Raw genomic sequence first — 20,700 nt, forward strand, 5'->3', positions numbered from 1 at the left:
CGTGATGGTGGACGAGGCGCACCGCACCCAGGAAGGCAACCTCGGACGGAAGATGCGGGAGGCATTGCCCAACGCATTTCTCTTCGGTCTGACCGGCACACCCATCAACAAACGCGACCGCAATACCTTCTGGGCCTTTGGCGCGGACGAGGATGAGCAGGGCTATATGAGTCGCTACTCGTTTCAGGAATCCATCCGGGACAAGGCGACGCTGCCGCTGCACTTCGAGGCGGTGGACGTGAAACTGCATATCGATAAGGATGCCATCGACGAGGCCTATTCTCAGATTACTGAAGATCTGAGCGAGCAGGACCGCGATGATCTGGCCAGGCGGGCCGCCAGGATGGCGGTGCTGATCAAGGCCCCGGAACGTGTGCAGGCCATCTGCCGGCACATCGTGAACCACTATCAGAAAAAGGTGGAGCCCAACTGTTTCAAGGCCCAGGTGGTCACCTTCGACCGGGAGTGCTGCGTGCTTTACAAGAAAGCGATGGATGACTTGATCGGCCCGGAGGCGAGCGCCATCGATATGCACATTCAGGGCGGGAAAGCCGATGACTATGCTGAGTGGAAGCTCTCCAAGGATGAAGAGGAAAAGCTGCTCGATCGCTTCCGCGACCCCATTGATCCGCTCAAATTCCTGATCGTCACCTCCAAGCTGCTGACGGGCTTTGACGCACCCATCCTGCAGGTAATGTACCTGGACAAGCCCATGAAGGATCACAGCCTTCTGCAGGCCATCTGCCGCACCAATCGCGTCTATTCTGGCAAGACCCATGGGCTGATTGTGGACTATCTTGGCATCTTTGATGATGTGGCCATGGCGCTTGATTTTGATGAGAAGGCTGTGCAGAAGGTCATCACTAATCTGGATGAGCTGAAGAAGGAATTGCCGGGTCAGGTTGCCAGATGCCTTGTGTTTTTCCCGGGCGTGGACCGCACCGTCGGAGGCTATGAGGGATTGATCGCGGCGCAGGATTGCCTGCCGGATAACGAAACCCGGGACAAGCTTGCTGCCGAATATTCGGTGCTCTCTCGTTTGTGGGAAGCGCTGTCTCCGGACCCCTGTCTGAGATCCTATGAGACCGACTACAAGTGGCTGACTCAGGTCTATGAATCGGTGAAACCGCCCAGCGGCAACGGCAAACTGCTCTGGCACGCGCTTGGGGCCAAGACCATCGCCCTGGTCCATGAAAATGTGCATCTGGAGACTGTTCGCGATGATCTCGAGACCCTGGTGATGGATGCTGAAGTTCTCGAAGGATTGCTCGACCCCAAGGATCCGGACAAGAAGTCCAGGGAGATCGAGATCAAACTCATCGCCCGGTTGCGTAAGCACATGGACAACCCCAAATTTATCGCACTGGGCGAGCGCCTGGAAAAACTCAAGGAGAAGCATGAGCAGGGGCTGCTGCACAGCCTTGACTTTCTCAAGCAACTGTTGGAACTGGCCCGCGAAGTCGTGGAGGCCGAGCGCAAGGTTGAACCGGAGAATGAGCAGGTAAAGGCCAAAACGGCGCTGACCGAACTGTTCAGTGAGGTGAAGGGCGAAAAAACACCCGCCATTGTCGAACGCATCGTGACCGACATCGACGAGATTGTCCGGCTGGTCCGCTTTCCCGGCTGGCAAAACACCAAGGCCGGGGAACGCGAAGTCCAGAAGGGGTTGCGTAAGGTGATTTACGTGAAGTACCAGATTAAGGACCAGGACCTTTTCGACAAAGCCTATGAATATATACGGCAGTATTACTGAAATGAAATGGTGAATGGGTTTTACCAGTGGCACGGCTGGTTCGACTTTGTGGTCATTCTGTTAGCCACAAAATGAATAGGAATGTCGTGCATGAATCTTTCTGAATTTATAAATGATAATATTTTCCCATCTATTCCATCCGGTGCCGAAACAGCCAGGTGGCGGCGGCCAGGGTAACCAGTGCGATGACGGCCAGGGGCCAGGCGTTTGAGAGCACGTCTGCTGCCGGCATATCTTTGAGAAAAATCCCGCGGACAATGACCAGAAACCATCTGAGGGGATTGGCGGCGGTGACCGTCTGGAGCCAGGCCGGCATGTTTTCGATGGGGGTGGCAAATCCGGACAGGAGCACGGCTGGGGGCATGAAGACAAATACGCCGAGGATGGCCTGCTGCTGGGTCATGGAAAGGGCGCTGATGAACAGCCCGATGCCGATGATCGACAGGAGAAAAATTGTCAGTGCGCCGAAAAGAAGCGCCAGAGACCCCTGAAACGGGATGCGGAAGGCAAAAATGCCAACGGTAATCAGCAGGGTGGCGGACCCTGCGGCCAGGATCAGGGAGGGAACGGCTTTTCCGATCAGAATTTCCACCGGCCTCAGGGGGGTGACGAGAATCTGCTCAAAGGTGCCCATTTCCCGCTCCCGCGAGACTGAAAGCGATGTGAGGATCAGGCCGACGATGGTGGCCAGCACGCAGACCAGGCTGGGGACCGTGTACCACTTAAAATTCAGATTCGGGTTGAACCAGTGGCGGGTGATCATCGCCGCCGGTGCGCTCTGGTAGTCGTCCGGTGTCATATCATCGATAAATTGCTGAACGATTTTCATGGCATAGCCCCGGACGATCTGCGAGGTGTTGGTTTTGCGCCCGTCCAGCAGCAGCTGCACCCGGCCAGTGCGCCCGGAGCTGATATCAGCCGAAAAATCGGAGGGAACGATCAGCACGGCGGTTGCCCGCTGTTCATCGAGTATGGGCCGAATATTAGCGTTTCCGTCAAGGCGCAGGATCTTCGTGAAGGTGACGGCGCTTTGAAACCGCTCAACCAGTTCAAAGCCGGCGCTGCCCGAATCAAGATTCAGAACGCCCAGGGAAACGTTTCTGGCCTCCTGCGTCATGGCAAAGGAGAATACAAAGATCTGGATCAGCGGGGGAACGATCAGCACCATCCGGGCTTTGGGGTCTCTCAGCGCGACCAGAAATTCTTTTTTGATCAGCGATTTCAGGCGGACAAACATGACACGTCACTCCAGACGGTTGTGGGTTTTTTTCAGGGTCAGGGCAAACATAACTGCCGCGATGACCAGCAGAATGATCGTGTTCGGCAGCAGAAGGGGCCAGATATCGCCGGCCAGAAAAAGGGTCTGGAGGCTGGTGACAAAATAGCGTGCCGGGATGATACGGGTCAGCTGCCTCAAGAGCCATGGCATTGAGGCGATTTCAAACACAAAGCCCGAGAGGATGAACGCCGGTAGAAAAGCGGAAATAATCGAGATCTGAGAGGCGATAAACTGATTTCTGGACAGGGTGGAAATCAAAAAGCCCTGCCCCAGTGCGGTCAGCATGAACGCGGCTGAAACTATGGCAAGGGCCGCAAAAGAGCCCCTGAGCGGAACATCGAGTAAAAATACCGCAATGGCCGTACACACGGCCATGGAGCCCATGCCCAGACAGAAATAGGGCACCAATTTTCCAATAATGATCTCCCCGGCAGTCAGCGGGGTGGCCAGCAGCGCCTCCATGGTGCCGCGCTCCCACTCACGGGCGACGATCAGAGCGGTTAGAAGCGTTCCGATGATGGCCATGATCACGGCCAGGGACCCGGGCACAAGCGAGTTGCGGCTGTTGAGTGACGGGTTATAAAACACCCGGGAGATCAGTTCCACGGGCGGGTTCGTTGACGCAGCCGAGGTCAGACCCTGCTGACTCAGCCATGATGCAAGGGCGCCCCGGGCGTAGTTTTCCACGTAATTGGCTGTGTTGCATTCACTGCCGTCGGTCAGCAGCTGGATCGGGGCGATCGATTCCTTTGCCTTTAACAGCCGGGTAAAATTCTGGGGGATGACCACGACGCCTCTGAGCCGGCCGCTGACCAGGTCCGGTTCCAGCTCGCGCCGGTTCCGGGCAATACGGGTATCGAAGAATCGCGATGCAATAAATGAGGATGCCAGATTGTGCGCCTCCGGGCTGCTATCCTCAAGGGCGATGCCGATCCGGATGTTTTGAGCATCCAGGGATACGCCGTAGCCGAACAGAAACAAAAATATCAGCGGCAGCACAAAGGCGATCAGAATGCAGCTCGGGTCGCGCACCACCTGCAGGCTTTCCTTGATGATCAGGGCTTTCAGCCGGCGGATTCTGCCCGCATGCGCACGGGAAGCAGACGGTTTCATGTACCCTCGCTTTCCATAAGCTCAGAGCGTCTGACCAGTTCGATAAAGGCATCCTCCAGCGTGGGGTCCGGCAATGATTCGGAGCATGCGATTTTTTTCAATTCATCCGGAGACCCCTCGGCAATTTTTTCTCCCCGGAAAATGAGTCCGATGCGGTCGCAGTACTCGGCTTCATCCATGAAATGGGTCGTCACCAGGACTGTGACGCCTTTTTCCACCAGACCGTTGATGTGGGTCCAGAATTCGCGGCGGGTGATCGGATCGACCCCGGAGGTGGGCTCGTCCAGAAACAGCACGTCCGGAGCGTGCATCACGGCGCAGGCCAGGGCCAGTCGCTGTTTGAAGCCGAGCGGCAGCTCAGATGCGCCGGCAGAAGTATACGTGCCCAGATCAAACGCCTCGATCATGCGTCCGATGGTCTCTTGCTGCTTTCGGCCTTTGAGGCCGTAAACGCCTGAAAAAAAATTCAGATTCTGTCTGACGGTCAGGTTGCCGTAGAGTGAAAATTTCTGCGCCATGTATCCCAGTCGGGACCGGGCTTTTCCGGGTGAATGCCGCAGGTTCACGCCGGCTACGAAACTGTCTCCCTCTGTGGGCTTGAGCAGACCGCACATCATTTTAAAGGTGGTGCTTTTGCCCGCGCCGTTGGGACCGAGCAGACCGAATATTTCACCTCGCCGGATTGAAAAGGTGTTGTCCCGGACCGCGGTAAATGATCCGAACCGTTTGGTCAGCCCGTGGGCTTCGACCACAGGCTTTCCGTCGTCCTGAATGGGTACCGTCTGATCTGCCAGCTGGGAATCGCCTCCGGGACCGCCGCCTAAAATATCGATAAACGCATCTTCAAATCGGGGGGAGACAGGGACAACTGTCGCATGGGGCCCCGCATTCAACTGGTCGGCAGACGGCAGGGGCGCCTTCGGTTTCATAACCAGGCGCAGGGCGCGCCCCTGGACCACGCCGTCTATGATGTCCGGCCTTCGCAGGCAATTGGCCAGAACCTGTCGTTTTGTTTCTTCGGGGAGGCCCTCGATCCGGATCACCCGTCCTGCGACCCGTCCGGTCAGGTCTGCCGGGTTTCCATCGAACAGCAACCGGCCTTCGTTCAGGAGCAGCACCTCATCGGACTGTTCGGCCTCGTCCAGGTACGAGGTGCTCCAGAGCACGGCGATGTCTTCGTCTACGAGTTCACGCACCATGCGCCACAATTCGCGGCGGCTGATGGGATCGACGCCGACACTGGGTTCATCGAGCAGGAGCACCTTCGGTGTTTTGATCAGCGTACATGCCAGGCCCAGTTTCTGCTTCATGCCGCCGGAGAGGCGGTGGGCCAGCCGGGAGGTGAACGGTTCCAGCCCGGTGAAGTTCAGGAGCCGTTTAAACGTTTTTTCGCGGTCTTTTCCGGCAACGCCCCGCAGGTCCGCATACAACCTCAGATTTTCCAGAACGGAAAGGTCTTCATAAAGTCCGAACCGCTGGGGCATGTAGCCGAGGATTTGATGAAGCGAGGCGGTATCTTTGACGGCATCCAGCCCGTCGACCGTGATGGTTCCCCGGTCGGCTGCCAGCAGCCCGGCGAGAAGCCTCATTAACGTGGTTTTGCCCGACCCGTCCGGGCCTGCGAGGCCGGTGATGATGCCGGGTCGAATGACCGCATGAATATCGTCGAGTGCCGGACGGGCTGCTCCTTTGAACGATTTTGTCATATGGTCTATGGCGATCATGCCCGAGATCACTCTGCGGTTTCGGAAGATGCTGTGTTACGGACAGGTGGCGGGGTTGCCGACGTATCGATTCGGACGGTCACCGGCATGCCCTGACGCAATCCCTGGTCCGGGTTGTCGGCAACCACCCGGAACCGATAGACCAGATCGGTCCGGAGCCGGGGCGTTTCCACGTTTTTCGGGGTGAACTCGGCTTCCGGTGATATGAATCCCACATGGCCTTGATAGGGTGTATCCGGCCGGGTATCGGTGATGATTTCGGCCGGCATGCCCGGCCAGATGTGGCCCAGATCCGGTTCAGCCACATAGGCCCGCACCCATACCGGATCGGTCAACGATACAACGGCGACTGTCTGCCCCGCGGCCACGATCGATCCGGGCTCTTTGGCGCGGGTCAGAAGAATGCCGCCGGCAGGCGCCGTGAGCCGGGTATCGGCCAGTTGCCGTTGCGCCCGCTGGATCGTTGCAGCCGATGCTTCAAGACGGGCGCGAGCGGCGGCGATGTCTTCCCTGCGTGATCCCTCCAGCGCCAGGGCCAGTTGCGCTTCAGCACTGTTGAGCCGTGCGTGCGCCTCGTCGCGGCGGGCCGAGATATCGTCAAATGATTGCCGGGAGGTGGCGCCATCTGAAACCAGCGTCTTGATGCGATCGTATTCCTGTCGAAGGTTTTTCAGGCTGGCTTTCAGCTCTTCAACCCGTGCGGTGGCCTGCCGGATTTCCTGGGGTCGCGGTCCGTTTTTCAGTCGCTCCAGCTCGGCCGCGGATTGGTTTTTTACGGCAACGGCCAGATCCATTTCTTCATCATAGGGCGCGCTGTCGAGCACAGCGATAAGATCGTCCGGGGCTACCCGTTCACCTTCTTCGATGGAAACTTCGGTAATTTTCCCCGGTACGCGGAATCCAAGGTCCACCTTTCGGATATCCACGTTTCCGTAGAGTTCAAGGAGGCTATTTTCTGCCGGCATGTGATTTCGGGTCCAGGACCGGTACCCCGCAATGCCGCCGGCAATTGCGATACCGAGAACGATGGGCATGATGATTTTTTTCATGACGTCAGTCTTTCTGTCCGGCATTTTTATCGATTGAAGGAAACGGGTGCTGAAATGACGAAAATATATTTTAAACGAACGATTAAATCAATTGCTTTTACCTGTGGCCGTCTGTCGGATTTTAAGAAAACGCTCGACAGGCGGTTGATAAATCTTTAAAAAAGACATGACCGCTTCAGCGGCAGATGTTTGCTCGTATGGGGCTTGATCATAATTCCGGCCACGTTGTCGTGGGCTCCGCCCGGCCACACGCTGGAACTATGGCCGAAGTTATGATCGAGTCCATCGTGTGGATATTTTTACTCAAAAATTGAAATGACGCAATATATGAAAATTGACAGGACAGATACAGGATCACAGGCCCCGGACATCCGGCTGACGCCGACCGGGCGTCTGTGCTGGGAACATACCGAAGGCGTTATTGAAGGCCAGGGGCTGTCTGCGTGGCAACCCGTATTTCAGGCCGACTGGCGAGAGGGACTCTTTACTCTGGCGGCAGAAAAAATTCGCGTGGCGGAATGCCCTGCCCTGCGGTTCTGGCAGGATGTGGGCGCGTGCTATCTGACCCGGTTGTGCCATATTTCGGCGTCTCAGGAGAATTTTGAGGTCCGGGGACTGGAAACGGCCGAGTGTCTGAGCCGGATTCTGACGGCACCGCCCATGCAGGGGGGTGAGTATCTTTCCGTTGAGGTGCTGCAGAATATCTGGAACGCTCTGGACGGCTGGGTTCACGAGAGGGTGGCGGCAGCGGGGAGCCTGGAGGCATTTTTACAGGCACGGGCGCCCAGATGGCATCAGGTCGGCAGCGTGTGTTTTCATCTGGCGGAAAATAAAAACGATGCGGCGAGGCCCTTTGCGTTCATGGCGACCTATGCGGCCGGGTTCGGCGCCGCCGGGCAGCTGAAACACCTGCCGCTGCGAAAGGCGCTCGAGCAGTATGCCGGGGCGAAAAACCGTCCGGCGCTGATTAAACTGCTTTCTCCGGTTCAGCAGGCGGCCGGGGCCTGCCCGTGGGTGAAAAATCTCATTGAAACCCGGGATATTTACCGCCCCATGGCATGGCCAGTAGGCCGCGCCTACCGGTTTTTGCAAAGCGTTCCGGCACTGGAAGACAGCGGCCTGACGGTCCGGCTGCCCAACTGGTGGAAAAAGCGTCCAAGGCCGCAGGTGTCGGTCACCATCGGGGCGCAGAAAAAAGCAGGGCTGGGCGCAGCCGCCGTGCTGGATTTTGACGTGAAGATGGCCCTGGGAGACGAGACGCTGTCAGCCGGGGAACTGGCCGCTCTGCTCAACAGTGAAGAGGGCCTGGTGTTTCTAAAGGGCCAGTGGGTCGAGGTGGATCGGGAAAAATTAAAAGCGGCCATCGATCACTGGGACTCGCTTCGAAAGCAGGCCGAGGGTAATCAGATATCGTTTGTCGAAGGCATGCGGCTGCTGGCAGGCGCTTCTGCGGACTTGACGCACGAGGATCAGGTCGATGCCGAGAGGCCCTGGGTGCATGTAAAAGCCGGTGATGCCATGCGGGAGGTGCTGGCAGGGCTTCGCGATCCGTCGAAGCTTATGCCGGTGGATGCCGGAGACCGGTTGCAGGCCGTGCTTCGGCCGTATCAGCGGGAGGGGCTGGCCTGGCTGGGCTTTTTGACGCAGCTGGGGCTGGGCGCGTGTCTGGCCGACGACATGGGCCTGGGAAAAACCCTTCAGGTGCTGGCCTTGCTGGAAAGCGAGTCGAAGCGTAAATCCGGACGACGATCGGCCGCCCTGCTGGTGATTCCCGCATCCCTGCTGGGCAACTGGCGAAATGAGGCCACGCGCTTTGCTCCTTCGCTCAAGCTGGTCTTTGCGCACCCGGCCGAAACAGACCGTAAGACACTGGAAGCGATGGCTGAATCGCCTGAGACCTTGCTGGCTGACGTGGATCTGGTGGTGACGACCTACTCGATGGTGGCCCGGCTGGAGTGGCTCGCTCAGGTGAACTGGCAGCTGGTGATTCTCGACGAAGCCCAGGCAATCAAGAATTCCGCTTCGCGCCAGAGCCGGTCCGTGAAGAAACTTTCCGCCCGCGCACGCATCGCCCTGACCGGAACGCCGGTGGAAAACCGTCTGGGGGACCTGTGGTCGCTGTTTGATTTTCTCAATCCCGGTCTTCTGGGGTCGGCAGCCGTGTTCAAGTCCTTTATCAAGGGGCTTCAGATGCGAAAGGACAATCCGTTCGCGCCGCTGCGTCAATTGGTCGGGCCGTACATTTTGCGTCGCTTGAAAACAGACCGTTCGGTGATTTCAGACCTGCCGGAAAAAACGGAAACTCCGCGTTACTGCAGCCTGACCCGACCACAGGTTCAGCTCTATGAGAAGACCGTTCAGGCCATGAAACGCGCGCTCGAGGCTTCCGATGGCATGGCGCGGCGCGGGCTGGTGCTGCAGTCGCTGATGCGCCTGAAGCAGATCTGCAACCATCCCAGCCAGCTGTCCGGGGATGGCGAGTACCGGCCGGATCACAGCGGAAAGTTTCTGCGGATTGCCGAAATCTGTGAGGAACTGGCCGACCGTCAGGAAAAAGTGCTGATATTTACCCAGTTTCGTGAAATCATCGAACCACTGGCAGCACATCTGGCAGGGGTTTTTGGACGCAGCGGTCTGGTGCTGCACGGGGGCACCGGCATCAAACAGCGAAAGGCCATTGTCGATCAGTTTCAGGACGATGACGGCCCGCCGTTTTTTATCCTGTCGCTCAAGGCCGGCGGAACCGGCCTGAACCTGACGGCTGCCTCGCATGTCATTCATTTTGACCGCTGGTGGAATCCGGCCGTGGAAAATCAGGCCACTGACCGGGCCTTTCGTATCGGTCAGAAACGTAACGTGATGGTCCATAAATTCATCACCCGGGGAACCATCGAGGAACGGATCGATGCGATGATTTCGGAAAAACGGCAATTGGCAGAGCAGATTCTCTCGGGCGGAAGCGAGGTGAACCTGACGGAATTATCCGATGAGGAACTGATACAACTGGTCCGTCTCGACGTGACCCGCGCAACAGTATAAGGAAACAGTTTATGGGATTCTGGGGCAGATATGTGCCGGTGGCGGAACGACGGGCCAAGGCCCGCAATCAGATGAAAAAACTCTGTAAAAAGGGAAAACACATCCAGCCCGTGGAAATCGAGGGAAGAACCATTGCCCGAAGTTTCTGGGGAAAGGGATGGTGCGATCATCTCGAATCGTTTTCCGACTATGCAAACCGTCTGCCGCGCGGGCGCACCTATGTCCGGAACGGTTCGGTCTGCCATCTCGAGATCGGGCCCGGTTGCATCGAGGCCATTGTCAGCGGCTCTTCGCTGTATAACGTGAGCATCAGCATTCAGAAGCTGAAACCCGCTATATGGGAATCCATCCAAAAACAGTGCGCCGGTCAGATCGGCTCCATGCTTGAACTGCTTCAGGGCAAACTCTCAGACCAGGTCATGGGCGTGGTAACCGACCGTAAAACCGGCCTGTTTCCCCAGCCGGGAGAGATCCAATTTGACTGCAGCTGCCCGGACTGGGCGGTGATGTGCAAGCATGTGGCGGCCGTGCTCTACGGCGTGGGCAGCCGGCTCGACAGCCAGCCGGAGCTCCTGTTTCTGCTGCGGGGGGTCGATGCCCAGGAATTGATCTAAGCCGACATCATCCTGCAAGGTGCCGCCGCAGATCTATCCGGAGACAGCCTTTCCGATGATCAGCTCGGCGATATCTTCGGGATCGATCTGGACATGGAGATGGCTCCGGAAGCGCCGGCAGCCAGCGCCGCATCGCCCCGGTCTTTGGGCAAGTCCATTCCAACGCCGCCTACCGGAAAATCCATTGCCCGGCTGCGCAAAAAGCTGGGCCTGTCTGCCGAGAAATTCGGTCAACGTCTCGGTGTAACCGCCGCCAGCGTCTACCGCTGGGAAACCGCTCCCGGCCCGCTCAAACTCCAGGCCCGCCCCCTGGCTGCTCTGGAAAAATTGCAGCGGGAGAAGCGGAAGAAGTAAGTGGCTGGGGGACATTGGGGTATAAAATTTCGGATAGAAATCGAGAAAAATGATTATACGGTTTTCAGTTGAGAATTGGATGAGGTTTCGGGATAAGGCTTCATTTTCGATGATAGCGGGCCGGGAGCGGCAGCATAATAACCGGTTGGCGCGGCGTGCCCCGACATCTTTTCCCCGGATCGCGCCATGTCGTACGCCGGCAACGGGCGGAACTCAGAGGCTACGCACAGCAAAATATGGCCGCAGTTATGATCAAGCCCAAAATTTCTGCAGGAGGGCCGAATATAAACGGATGCGTACCCGAACGCCATACGATTTTTCTGCTTCCCGGTTAATGGATTAATCCGTTCAGCTATCCGGATATCAAATTCTGTTAAAATGCTTGACAAGCGAATTAAGATGATATTACTGAGTGTTTTATTAGTTTGACACTAATGTCAGACATAAAAGAATAACATGGGCGTTTGTAATGACAACAGCACCTGATAGTCGATCGGATACTGAACAGCGAATTCTGGCGGCTGCCAAACGGGTGTTTGTTCGAAAAGGGGTGGATGGTGCCGTGATGCAGGATATTGCCGATGAAGCCAAAATCAGCCGAACGGCGCTTCATTACTATTTCAGGAGCAAGGAAAAACTCTTCGGGGCTGTTTTCCAGGACCTGCTTGCTCGGTTTTTCCCCAAGGCCAATGAAATTTTGAATCAGCCGATTTCCTTCAGGGAAAAACTGCCCCGGTTCGTGAATGAATACCTTGATTTGCTCAAAGAAAATCCGTATTTGTCTAATTTTATCATGAATGAACTGAACCGGGACCCGGATAAAGTGGCGGGGTATTTTGCCAAGGGAGAACTGTTGTCGACCAAGGTCATACGTCACATTGAACAGGAATTGCGTGATCTGAATCCTCACGTTTCCGCTCCCCATTTTGTTATGGATCTGGTCAGTATGTGTGTGTTTCCATTTATTGCCGAACCGGTGGTCAAACAATTATTCATCAATCCTGAACCGGAGGCGTTTAATCGGTTTATAGAAGAGCGGAAGCGGATTATTGTCGATATGCTGATGTGCTATATCGACGCGATGCCCCTCATGGGGGAGAGCGACTAGCAGAACTCCTTTTGAGCGACGACTTGTATCTGATACAGATTTGTGAAACCAGGCGGTGTTGAGTTGGAGACGTTTCGGGCGGGTCTGGATGTGGGTTCCACAACTGCAAAGTTGATGGTTCTGGATGAAGACGGTCAAAATCGGTTTTCATTGTATTGCCGGCACGGTGCGGCCATCGGAAATACGCTGGCTGACATGTTTGAGTCAGCCGTGGCGACGCTGGGAGATTGTCGGGTGTGCCTGTCTGTCACGGGCTCGGCCGGCATGGGCATTGCCGAAAGGGCCTGCGTGCCGTTTGTTCAGGAAGTCATTGCCGCAGGGGAAGTGGTGCAGCGCCATTTTCCCGATGTGCGGACCCTGATTGATATCGGCGGTGAAGACAGCAAGATGATGTTCTTCGTACCGGACCGGCCTCCCGATATCCGGATGAATGGAAGCTGTGCGGGCGGAACCGGGGCGTTTATCGATCAAATGGCGACGTTGCTGGATCTGTCATTATCCGAGTTAAATGTCCTTGCCGAACGTCATGCTTATATCCATCCGATTGCATCTCGATGCGGGGTATTTGCCAAGACCGATGTGCAGAATCTGGTCAGCCGTAAGATCGATACCGCTGATATCTGTGCCTCGATTCTTCATGCCGTTGCCGTGCAGAATCTCAATTCGCTGACCCGAGGGATCGAGATCCGATCGAAAGTTCTGTTCTGTGGGGGGCCACTTACCTTTCTATCTGCTCTGAGAACGCGATTCCAAACCTGTCTTAAGCTCTGTGCACAAGACATCGTGCTTCCGGAAGGCAGTCAATTTTTTCCTGCACGGGGTGCAGCGCTTCAAACATGCGTCGATGCTGAAGCACAGCTGCTCAGCGAGTGGCGACGGCGGGTGCGGGCGCCAGCCTCGGCGCAGCCGGCCGGAGGGCATCGGTTGCCGCCGCTGTTTGCCGACCCGGCAGCGTATCAGCACTGGGAGACAGGGCGGGCCGTTATGCGGCTGACCGATGTGTCGCCTGCCGAAGCCGAGACGCCGTTTTTCCTGGGCATCGATTCCGGATCGACGACGACCAAGGTCATGGTTATCGACTGCCGGAGACGAATTGTTTTCAGCGATTACCGACCGAACCGCGGCAATCCGATCGGTGCCTGTCTGGATGCAGTTCGCAGTTTTCGGGATTGTATGAGCGGGGTCCCCGACCGGCGGATGCTGCTTGCGGCCGCTGCGGTAACCGGTTACGGGGAGGACCTGATCCGGGCAGCCCTGGATCTGGATCACGGGATTGTGGAAACCCTGGCTCACTGGCGGGCGGCGTCTGAATGTGATCCGAAGGTATCATTCATTCTGGATATCGGCGGGCAGGACATGAAGGCGATTTTTGTCGGCAAGCACGGCATCGATCGGATTGAAATCAACGAGGCCTGCTCATCGGGTTGCGGCTCGTTTATCGAAGGGTTTGCCCAGTCGCTGGGCCTTACTGCCGGCGATTTTTCTCAAAGGGCCTGTTGCGCAACCGCGCCCTGTGATCTGGGAACCCGCTGTACCGTATTTATGAATTCGCGTATCAAACAGGCACAACGTGAAAATGCCACCATCGAGGATATTGCCGCCGGACTGGCGTACGCGGTAATCAAAAACAGCCTCTACAAAGTACTGAAACTGCGCGATCCGTCTGAACTGGGAGATCGCATTGTGGTTCAGGGAGGTACGTTTCGCAATCGTGCCGTCCTGAGAGCCCTGGAAGTGATGGCAGATCGAACGGTTACATCCGCAGATCGGCCCGAGATGATGGGTGCCTTTGGGGCCGCCCTGATTGCCGAAGAAGCGTTTCAGGCAGATCCTGCTTTGTGTCGCCCGATCGATCCAGCGATTCTTGACACCTGCAGCCGGTATACCACCCGGGCAATTCAGTGCCGGGGATGCACCAATCAATGTGTGGTCACGAGATTTGACTTTGACCGGGGCCGAATCTTTCATACCGGCAACAAGTGTGAGCGGATTTTCAGTAATCGGGGACGCAACCTGCCCCGGGGCAGGAACCTGTTTGTCGCCAGAAACAGATATCTGTTCGAACGTTCCATGGCTTCCGAGGCGCCCCCCGACGGCAGATGTATCGGCATTCCCCGCATTCTGGGAATGTATGAGGATTTTCCATTCTGGTGCAGCCTGCTGACCGGTTGCGGGTTCAAGGTGGTATTGTCGGGCGAATCGACCCACTTGATTTATGAAAAGGGCCTTGGAACCGTCATGTCTGATAACATCTGCTTTCCGGCCAAACTGGCCCACGGTCACGTTGTCGATCTGGTGGAACGGGGGGTGGATCGTATTTTTTACCCGATGACCATCCATGAGCCAAAAGATTCGGCCGGGGCCGTCAATAGTTTCAACTGTCCGATTGTCACCGGATATTCGGATGTGCTGAAAGGCATTGTCGAAGAAAAAGGGCGGGAGACAATTCCCTTTGACACGCCGGCCGTATCGTTCAGGGACGAAGGCCTTTTGGAGAAAGCCTGCTGGCAGTACCTGAAATCACTGAAGGTTTCCCGATATCGATTCGAAAAAGCCTTTCGAAAGGCCTTGGCGGCACAGTGCGAATTCCGGGACACACTCTGTCGGCAGGGGCAGGAACTTCTGGATCAGGCCCGTGCGCAGGGGCGGATGGTGATCGTGCTGGCCGGCCGTCCTTACCATGCGGATCCGCTTATTGAACATCAGACATCGGACCTCCTGGCCGATCTGGGGGTTGATGTGCTTCCGGTCGATCCGGCTGCGCGGATGTCCCGGGGAAGCCTCCGGGACCTGGTCGCAGTTCCTCAGTGGGCCTGGCCGAATCGGTTGCTCAAGGCGGCGCAGTGGGTAGCCGGGCAGGGGAATACCGATATCCAATATGTAATGCTCAATTCATTTGGCTGTGGGCCGGACGCCTTTATCATGGACGAGATCCGGGATGTGCTCTCGGCGGCCGGAAAAACGTTTACCCTGATCAAAATCGACGAAATTTTCAGTACCGGATCGGTTCGATTGCGGCTTCGATCGTTGGTCGAAACGCGCAACAGCCGGTCGGTTTCCAAACCGCTTCCGGATCGATATTGTCGGGTGACCACTGCGTCCTGTAGGCCGAATGACCGCCGAAAACCGATCATTGTGCCATATTTTTCCGATTTTTATTCACCGTTTTTCCCGCCGATTTTTCGTTTACTCGGCTATGATCTGCAAAACCTGCCGCCGGCGGATGAGCTGTCCGTGCAATACGGGCTTGCCTATGCCAATAACGAGGTCTGCTACCCGGCTATTGTGGTGGTCGGGGATATCATCAAGGCGTTTAAAACGGGGCAATACGATCCGGAGCAGACCGTGGTCGGGATGACGCAGACCGGGGGGCAATGTCGCGCGTCGAATTATCTGGCCCTGATCAAAAAGGCTCTGGCCGCCGCCGGCTATCCGTCGGTGCCTGTCATGAGCGTGTCATACGCAGATGAAATGGTTAATAACCCACCGGGTTTTGAATTTGATTTTCGCCGAATCATCCGGCCCGCCTTCACCAGCCTGCTGTATGCCGATGCCATCGCGCGCATGTACTATCGGTCCGTTGTGCGGGAGCGCCTGAAAGGGCAGGCCGGGAAAGTTCGAGATCACTATCTGAAGGTTGCCCCGGTACTCGTTGAAAACAAGGATATTGACGGGCTCCTGAAGCTTCTGAAAAACGCTGTCCGGGATTTTAACGATGTGGTTGCCGGACCGATCCATTGCCCGCGGATCGGGATCGTGGGCGAAATTTTTCTTAAATACAATCGTTTCAGCCAGATGCACGTGATCGACTGGCTTGTCTCCCAGGGCGTGGAAGTCGTCGTCCCTTGTCTGCTTGATTTTGTCATGCAGTTTTTCGTCAACGAGAAGGTGAACCGGGAGAGCTTCATCCAGCGCGGCGGGGTTTGCGTTCTGAAACAGACGTTCCTGGAACGACAGTGCCATAAATGGATTCGTCGTTTTGAGCAGGTGCTGTCCGGGTTTTGTTGCTATGAACCCCCGATCGGGATCTGGCAGAAGGCCCGATCCGCATCTCGGGTCGTCAGCCTTACGAGTCAGTTCGGTGAAGGATGGCTTATTCCGGCGGAGATCGCCGGGTTTGCAGGGGAGGGCATCTGGGATGTGGTATGCCTGCAGCCGTTCGGATGTATTGCCAACCATGTGATTGCCAAAGGCATCGAACGACGGCTCAAGCAGCTGTATCCGAAAGTCAATCTTCTTTTTCTCGATTTTGAAGCCGGCACGAGCGAGGTCAACGTATACAACCGTCTGCATTTCATGATTCGAAATGCGTTTCATAATCATCAGATTAATCTGGATCGAATGCGCCGATATAACTGGAAAAAGCAGGTGGTATGAACCGGTTCGGCAGCTGGCCGAAATCACCGAAACCTCACGGTATGCGTTCATTCTCCTTGACACATATGAATAATTCAGCTCATTTTTGAAATATCAGGGTATACGTCTATCATTTTAACCAGGTATAACGCTAAAAGAGGGAGGTCATGTCTGAGAATAATTTTCGTGCAAAGATTGAAAAACTGTTGGAAACGGCTGATGTCAGAATCAATGGGGATCGTGACTGGGATATTCAGATACATAACGATGATCTGTTTGCCAGAGTTTTTTCCGGAGGATCGCTTGCTTTCGGGCAGGCATATATGGACGGCTGGTGGGACTGCCAGAGGATAGATAAATTTTTCTGTCAGATTTTACGCGCCAGACTGGATGAACGGGTCCGGTCCAGGACATGGTATCTGGCTGCCCTGAAGGCCAGATTGTGCAACCTTCAGAAGCCCTCCCGTGCCTTTCAAATTGGTCAACATCATTATGATATCGGCAATAAGCTGTATCAGTGTATGCTTGATAAACGCATGATTTATTCCTGTGGTTACTGGAAAAACGCGGATAATTTAGACGCTGCGCAGGAGGCCAAGCTGGACCTGATATGCCGGAAATTGAATCTGCAGCCGGGAATGCGGCTTCTGGATATCGGATGCGGGTGGGGCGGAACCGCCAGATTTGTCGCCGAACGATATCAGGCTGAAGTGGTCGGGATTACCGTTTCCGAACAGCAGGCCGCATTTGGAAGGGAACAGTGCCGGGGGCTTCCGGTCGATATCCGCTTACAGGATTATCGTCAGATAGATGAAACATTCGATCGCATTGTATCTATTGGCATGATCGAGCATGTCGGGTATAAAAATTATGCGACCTTCATGCGAACAGTCCGGAGATGCCTGAAGGCCGACGGACTCTTTTTGTTACACTCCATCGGTGGAAACCGGTCCGTAACCCGATCCGATCCATGGATAGAACGCTACATCTTTCCAAATTCCATGCTGCCGTCTGCAGAACAGTTGATGTCGGCTGTCGAGGGCATTTTTGTTCTCGAAGACTGGCATAGTTTCGGCGTCGATTATGATACGACTCTGATGCAGTGGTTTCGAAATTTTCGTGAAAACTGGGATACACTCAAAACAGACTATGACAATCGATTTTACCGAATGTGGCAATATTATCTGTTGTCATGTGCCGGAGCTTTTCGTGCCAGGGGCATTCAGCTATGGCAGCTGGTGTTTTCTTCCGAAGGGCTCCTGGGCGGATATCGGACCCCGCGCTATAATTAACGGGCTCGATTATAATTTCGGCCATCGTTCCGAAGCGTGGCCGTGGAATCCGGCCCGTTCCCTGGGTACGATATGGCACGATCCGGGGAAAAGATGCCGGGACCTGAGCCTGCGACACCATGGCCGAAATTATGATCAAGCCCCTTGCGGAATTCAGAAATTTTGCACAATTCATGTTTCTCAAACCCTGACGAGACAGCCATGACACTCCGAAAACTGGCTTTTGCCCGCAAACAGTATGAGGCGCTTCGGCCGCATCAGATTTTTTTGAGGCAGCGGCAGGCATTTCTGGCCGATCCCATGCCCGATGCCGCCTCCCGCATCCGACGGTTAAATGCCCTTCGAAAGGCCATCGTTGCCTACCGGGATGATCTGGTTCAGGCAATGAGCCGGGATTTCGGGCACCGGGCAGACTACGACTCTCTGCTGGGGGATATTCTGCCGGCGGTCAACAGTCTTCGTTACTGCGCCCGGCATGTCCGGCGATGGATGCGGCCGGAGCGGCGCAGGGCAGGAATGCTGCTGTTGCCGGCCCGGGTTCGGGTGGTGTATCAGCCCCTGGGGGTGGTGGGTATTATTGTGCCGTGGAATTTTCCGTTGATGCTCTCGGCAGGGCCGCTGGCCTTTGCATTGGCCGCCGGCAACCGGGCCATGATCAAGATGAGTGAGTTTACCCCTGCCACCAATAAGGTTCTGGGCTGCCTGATGAGAAAGATTTTCCGGGAAGACGAGGTGGCGCTGATCGACGGCAGTATTGAAGTGGCGCAGGCGTTCAGCCGGCAGCCCTTTGATCATTTGCTGTTTACCGGCTCAACAGCGGTCGGACGCCACGTCATGCACGCGGCTGCCGACAACCTGACGCCGGTGACCCTGGAGCTGGGCGGTAAATCCCCGGTGATCATCGATGCGGATATCCCCATGGATATTGCCGTGGCGCGGTTGATTTTAGGCAAGTGCATGAATGCCGGGCAGATCTGCATCGCTCCGGACTATGTGCTGCTGCCGAAACAGCGGGTGGACGAATTTGTTGCCGCCTACACGCGCGCCTTTGCCGACAGGTACGGAAACGTCTCCGACAATCCCGACTACACCAGCATCATCAATGAGGCTCACTTCCGGCGGATTCAGGACTGTCTCAAGGATGCCCGTGACAAGGGCGCGGTGGTGATCGACACCGATCCCGGGGGCAGTGTGCCTGATCCGGACCAGCGCAAACTGGCCACCCAGCTGGTGCTGAAGGTGACCGATGACATGATGCTGATGCAGCAGGAAATCTTCGGCCCTGTCCTGCCGCTGGTGACCTGCGGGAACATGGATCAGGCCATCGAATACATTCAACAGCGCCCGAGGCCGCTGGCCCTGTATCTGATGAGTTTTGACCGGTCGCTTCAGAGGCGGGTGCTGGCCGAAACCCATTCCGGCGGGGTCTGCATCAACGATACGCTCATGCATGTTTCCGCTGATGATGCCCCTTTCGGCGGGATCGGCCCGTCGGGTATGGGGCAGTATCATGGCCGGGAAGGGTTCCTTGCTTTTTCAAAGGCGAAAACTGTTCTCAAGCGGGGTTGTTTTTTCAATACCGGCCGGATGGCTCACCCGCCCTACGGCACCTTGCTTCAGCGCCTGCTGCTGAAACTGTTTTTGCGGTGACCGGACCGGGTGCCGCTTCTCAATTGAACGTTTCGGGATCAGCTCCCTGCCGTGCGGTCAAGTTCAGCCAGTACCTGGTCGGTCACTTCGGTGGTGGTCGCCCTGCCTCCCAGGTCCGGTGTAAAGACCCCCCGTGCCGTCACGGCTTCGATGGCCTTCATCAGGTCAGTTGCCGCTGCCGCCTCTCCCAGAAATTCGAGCATCATCTGCACCGACCACAGCGTGGCAATCGGGTTGGCAATGCCCTTGCCGGCGATGTCCGGGGCCGAGCCGTGTACCGGTTCGAACATGGACGGGAATTCGCGTTCCGGATTGATATTGGCTGAGGGAGCGATGCCGATGCCGCCCGCCAGGGCTGGTCCCAGGTCAGAGAGAATATCACCGAAAAGATTGCTTCCCACCACCACATCAAACCAGTCCGGGTGAAGTACGAAATTGGCCGTAAGAATGTCGATGTGAAACCGGTCGCACCGGATATCGGAAAATTCACTTCCGACGGCGGCAAAACGTTCATCCCAGAACGGCATGGTGTATCTGATTCCGTTGGATTTGGTGGCCGATGTCAGATGCCTTCGCGGCCGTTTTCGGGCAAGCTCAAAGGCATAGCGCAGTATCCGGTCCACGCCTTTTCGGGTGAACAGGGTCTGTTGCACGACTATCTCCTTGTCGGTGCCGGGAAAGAGACTTCCGCCGATATCCGAGTATTCGCCTTCGGTATTTTCCCGAATGACCACAAAGTCGATGTCTTTGCTGCCGCGTCCGGCCAGGGGGCTTTTGACTCCCGGCAGGAGTCGGACCGGCCTCAGGTTGACGTATTGATCAAATACGCGCCGGATGGGCAGCAGCAGTCCCCACAAAGAAATATGATCCGAAACTCTGGGGTCTCCCACGGCGCCCAGAAGAATGGTGTCAAAGCGCTTGAGTGTGTCCAGCCCATCCGGGGGCATCATTGCTCCATGGTCCAGGTAGTAGCGACACGAGAAGGGAAATTCGGTGAACGCCACCTTGAAACCGTGCCCGTCAGCCAGCGCGTTTAATACCCGCACACCCTCCGGAACCACCTCGCAGCCGATGCCGTCGCCCGGGATGAGGGCTATATGATAGGTCATGATATTTTTTTCCTTTACAGTTGTTAGAATAAAAGAGGAGTTGCTATGATCCCTCAACAGCGTGACGTATTGGAGATAGTACAATTCCCATGAAAATGCAAACAGCATGCTTGTTGCGCAAGCGCTTTCCCCTTTGCCGGTTGGGACACTTCGGGCGCGGGAATCCTCCATGGCCTTGAGCCGCCGCCGAGGGCAGAATTTTCTGGTAAACGTTTAAGCGAGTTAAGCCTGGAATGCCCGTCAAGTCGATTTTGAAGGAA

General features: G+C 56.1%; 13 protein-coding genes. 8 read left to right on the top strand and 5 right to left on the bottom strand.

The window, feature by feature from the left end:
• Positions 1 to 1,753, top strand: a 1,753-nt coding sequence (locus PHQ97_03740; GenBank protein ID MDD4391846.1) for a type I restriction endonuclease subunit R, incomplete at its 5' end; no start/stop codon positions are given.
• Positions 1,754 to 1,883: 130 nt separating this feature from the next.
• Here the strand turns inward: PHQ97_03740 and PHQ97_03745 are convergent.
• The 4 genes from PHQ97_03745 to hlyD are packed head-to-tail and all read right to left on the bottom strand — an operon-like array spanning position 1,884 to position 6,918.
• Positions 1,884 to 2,990: an ABC transporter permease gene (locus tag PHQ97_03745; protein ID MDD4391847.1), complete on the bottom strand. Its 1,107-nt coding sequence runs from the start codon at positions 2,988 to 2,990 to the stop codon at positions 1,884 to 1,886.
• A 6-nt stretch (positions 2,991 to 2,996) separates the two neighbouring features.
• Positions 2,997 to 4,145: an ABC transporter permease gene (locus PHQ97_03750; GenBank protein ID MDD4391848.1), complete on the bottom strand. Its 1,149-nt coding sequence runs from the start codon at positions 4,143 to 4,145 to the stop codon at positions 2,997 to 2,999.
• Positions 4,142 to 5,869 (bottom strand): ATP-binding cassette domain-containing protein, encoded by a 1,728-nt coding sequence (locus tag PHQ97_03755; GenBank protein MDD4391849.1) that lies wholly within the window; start codon positions 5,867 to 5,869, stop codon positions 4,142 to 4,144. The genes PHQ97_03750 and PHQ97_03755 overlap by 4 nt, the downstream gene beginning before the upstream one ends.
• Positions 5,870 to 5,877: 8 nt before the next feature.
• On the bottom strand, positions 5,878 to 6,918 hold the full coding sequence (gene hlyD / locus PHQ97_03760) for a secretion protein HlyD (GenBank protein ID MDD4391850.1): 1,041 nt from the start codon (positions 6,916 to 6,918) through the stop codon (positions 5,878 to 5,880).
• 327 nt (positions 6,919 to 7,245) lie between these two features.
• On the opposite strand from hlyD, the gene PHQ97_03765 reads away from it, so the two are divergent.
• The 7 genes from PHQ97_03765 to PHQ97_03795 all read left to right on the top strand — a co-directional run bounded on the left by PHQ97_03765 (position 7,246) and on the right by PHQ97_03795 (position 19,331).
• Positions 7,246 to 9,957: a DEAD/DEAH box helicase gene (locus PHQ97_03765; protein MDD4391851.1), complete on the top strand. Its 2,712-nt coding sequence runs from the start codon at positions 7,246 to 7,248 to the stop codon at positions 9,955 to 9,957.
• A gap of 11 nt (positions 9,958 to 9,968) precedes the next feature.
• Complete coding sequence (locus tag PHQ97_03770) at positions 9,969 to 10,571, top strand: SWIM zinc finger family protein (protein ID MDD4391852.1); 603 nt, start codon at positions 9,969 to 9,971, stop codon at positions 10,569 to 10,571.
• 99 nt (positions 10,572 to 10,670) lie between these two features.
• A complete protein-coding gene (locus PHQ97_03775; GenBank protein ID MDD4391853.1) occupies positions 10,671 to 10,925 on the top strand; it encodes a helix-turn-helix domain-containing protein in 255 nt (84 codons plus the stop codon).
• Between the two features lie 469 nt (positions 10,926 to 11,394).
• Positions 11,395 to 12,033: a TetR/AcrR family transcriptional regulator gene (locus PHQ97_03780; protein ID MDD4391854.1), complete on the top strand. Its 639-nt coding sequence runs from the start codon at positions 11,395 to 11,397 to the stop codon at positions 12,031 to 12,033.
• Positions 12,034 to 12,096: 63 nt separating this feature from the next.
• On the top strand, positions 12,097 to 16,410 hold the full coding sequence (locus PHQ97_03785) for an acyl-CoA dehydratase activase-related protein (GenBank protein MDD4391855.1): 4,314 nt from the start codon (positions 12,097 to 12,099) through the stop codon (positions 16,408 to 16,410).
• A gap of 146 nt (positions 16,411 to 16,556) precedes the next feature.
• Positions 16,557 to 17,681, top strand: a complete 1,125-nt coding sequence (gene cfa, locus PHQ97_03790; protein ID MDD4391856.1) for a cyclopropane fatty acyl phospholipid synthase — start codon at positions 16,557 to 16,559, stop codon at positions 17,679 to 17,681.
• 201 nt (positions 17,682 to 17,882) lie between these two features.
• Positions 17,883 to 19,331 carry a coniferyl aldehyde dehydrogenase gene (locus tag PHQ97_03795; protein ID MDD4391857.1) on the top strand — a complete coding sequence of 483 codons (1,449 nt, stop codon included), beginning with the start codon at positions 17,883 to 17,885 and terminating at the stop codon, positions 19,329 to 19,331.
• 38 nt (positions 19,332 to 19,369) lie between these two features.
• Here PHQ97_03795 and PHQ97_03800 read toward each other — a convergent pair whose 3' ends face one another.
• Complete coding sequence (locus tag PHQ97_03800) at positions 19,370 to 20,440, bottom strand: tartrate dehydrogenase (protein MDD4391858.1); 1,071 nt, start codon at positions 20,438 to 20,440, stop codon at positions 19,370 to 19,372.
• Positions 20,441 to 20,700: the final 260 nt, after the last annotated feature.

The sequence above is a fragment of the Desulfobacterales bacterium genome (genome assembly GCA_028704555.1).
Classification (GTDB): domain Bacteria; phylum Desulfobacterota; class Desulfobacteria; order Desulfobacterales; family JAQWFD01; genus JAQWFD01.

Coding starts and splice junctions, on each gene's coding strand:
- PHQ97_03775 (MDD4391853.1), top strand. CDS start 10,671: ATGGCTCCGGAAGCGCCGGCAGCCAGCGCCGCATCGCCCCGGTCTTTG.
- PHQ97_03750 (MDD4391848.1), bottom strand. CDS start 4,145: ATGAAACCGTCTGCTTCCCGTGCGCATGCGGGCAGAATCCGCCGGCTG.
- hlyD (MDD4391850.1), bottom strand. CDS start 6,918: ATGAAAAAAATCATCATGCCCATCGTTCTCGGTATCGCAATTGCCGGC.
- cfa (MDD4391856.1), top strand. CDS start 16,557: ATGTCTGAGAATAATTTTCGTGCAAAGATTGAAAAACTGTTGGAAACG.
- PHQ97_03770 (MDD4391852.1), top strand. CDS start 9,969: ATGGGATTCTGGGGCAGATATGTGCCGGTGGCGGAACGACGGGCCAAG.
- PHQ97_03745 (MDD4391847.1), bottom strand. CDS start 2,990: ATGTTTGTCCGCCTGAAATCGCTGATCAAAAAAGAATTTCTGGTCGCG.
- PHQ97_03800 (MDD4391858.1), bottom strand. CDS start 20,440: ATGACCTATCATATAGCCCTCATCCCGGGCGACGGCATCGGCTGCGAG.
- PHQ97_03755 (MDD4391849.1), bottom strand. CDS start 5,869: ATGATCGCCATAGACCATATGACAAAATCGTTCAAAGGAGCAGCCCGT.
- PHQ97_03780 (MDD4391854.1), top strand. CDS start 11,395: ATGACAACAGCACCTGATAGTCGATCGGATACTGAACAGCGAATTCTG.
- PHQ97_03765 (MDD4391851.1), top strand. CDS start 7,246: ATGAAAATTGACAGGACAGATACAGGATCACAGGCCCCGGACATCCGG.
- PHQ97_03795 (MDD4391857.1), top strand. CDS start 17,883: ATGACACTCCGAAAACTGGCTTTTGCCCGCAAACAGTATGAGGCGCTT.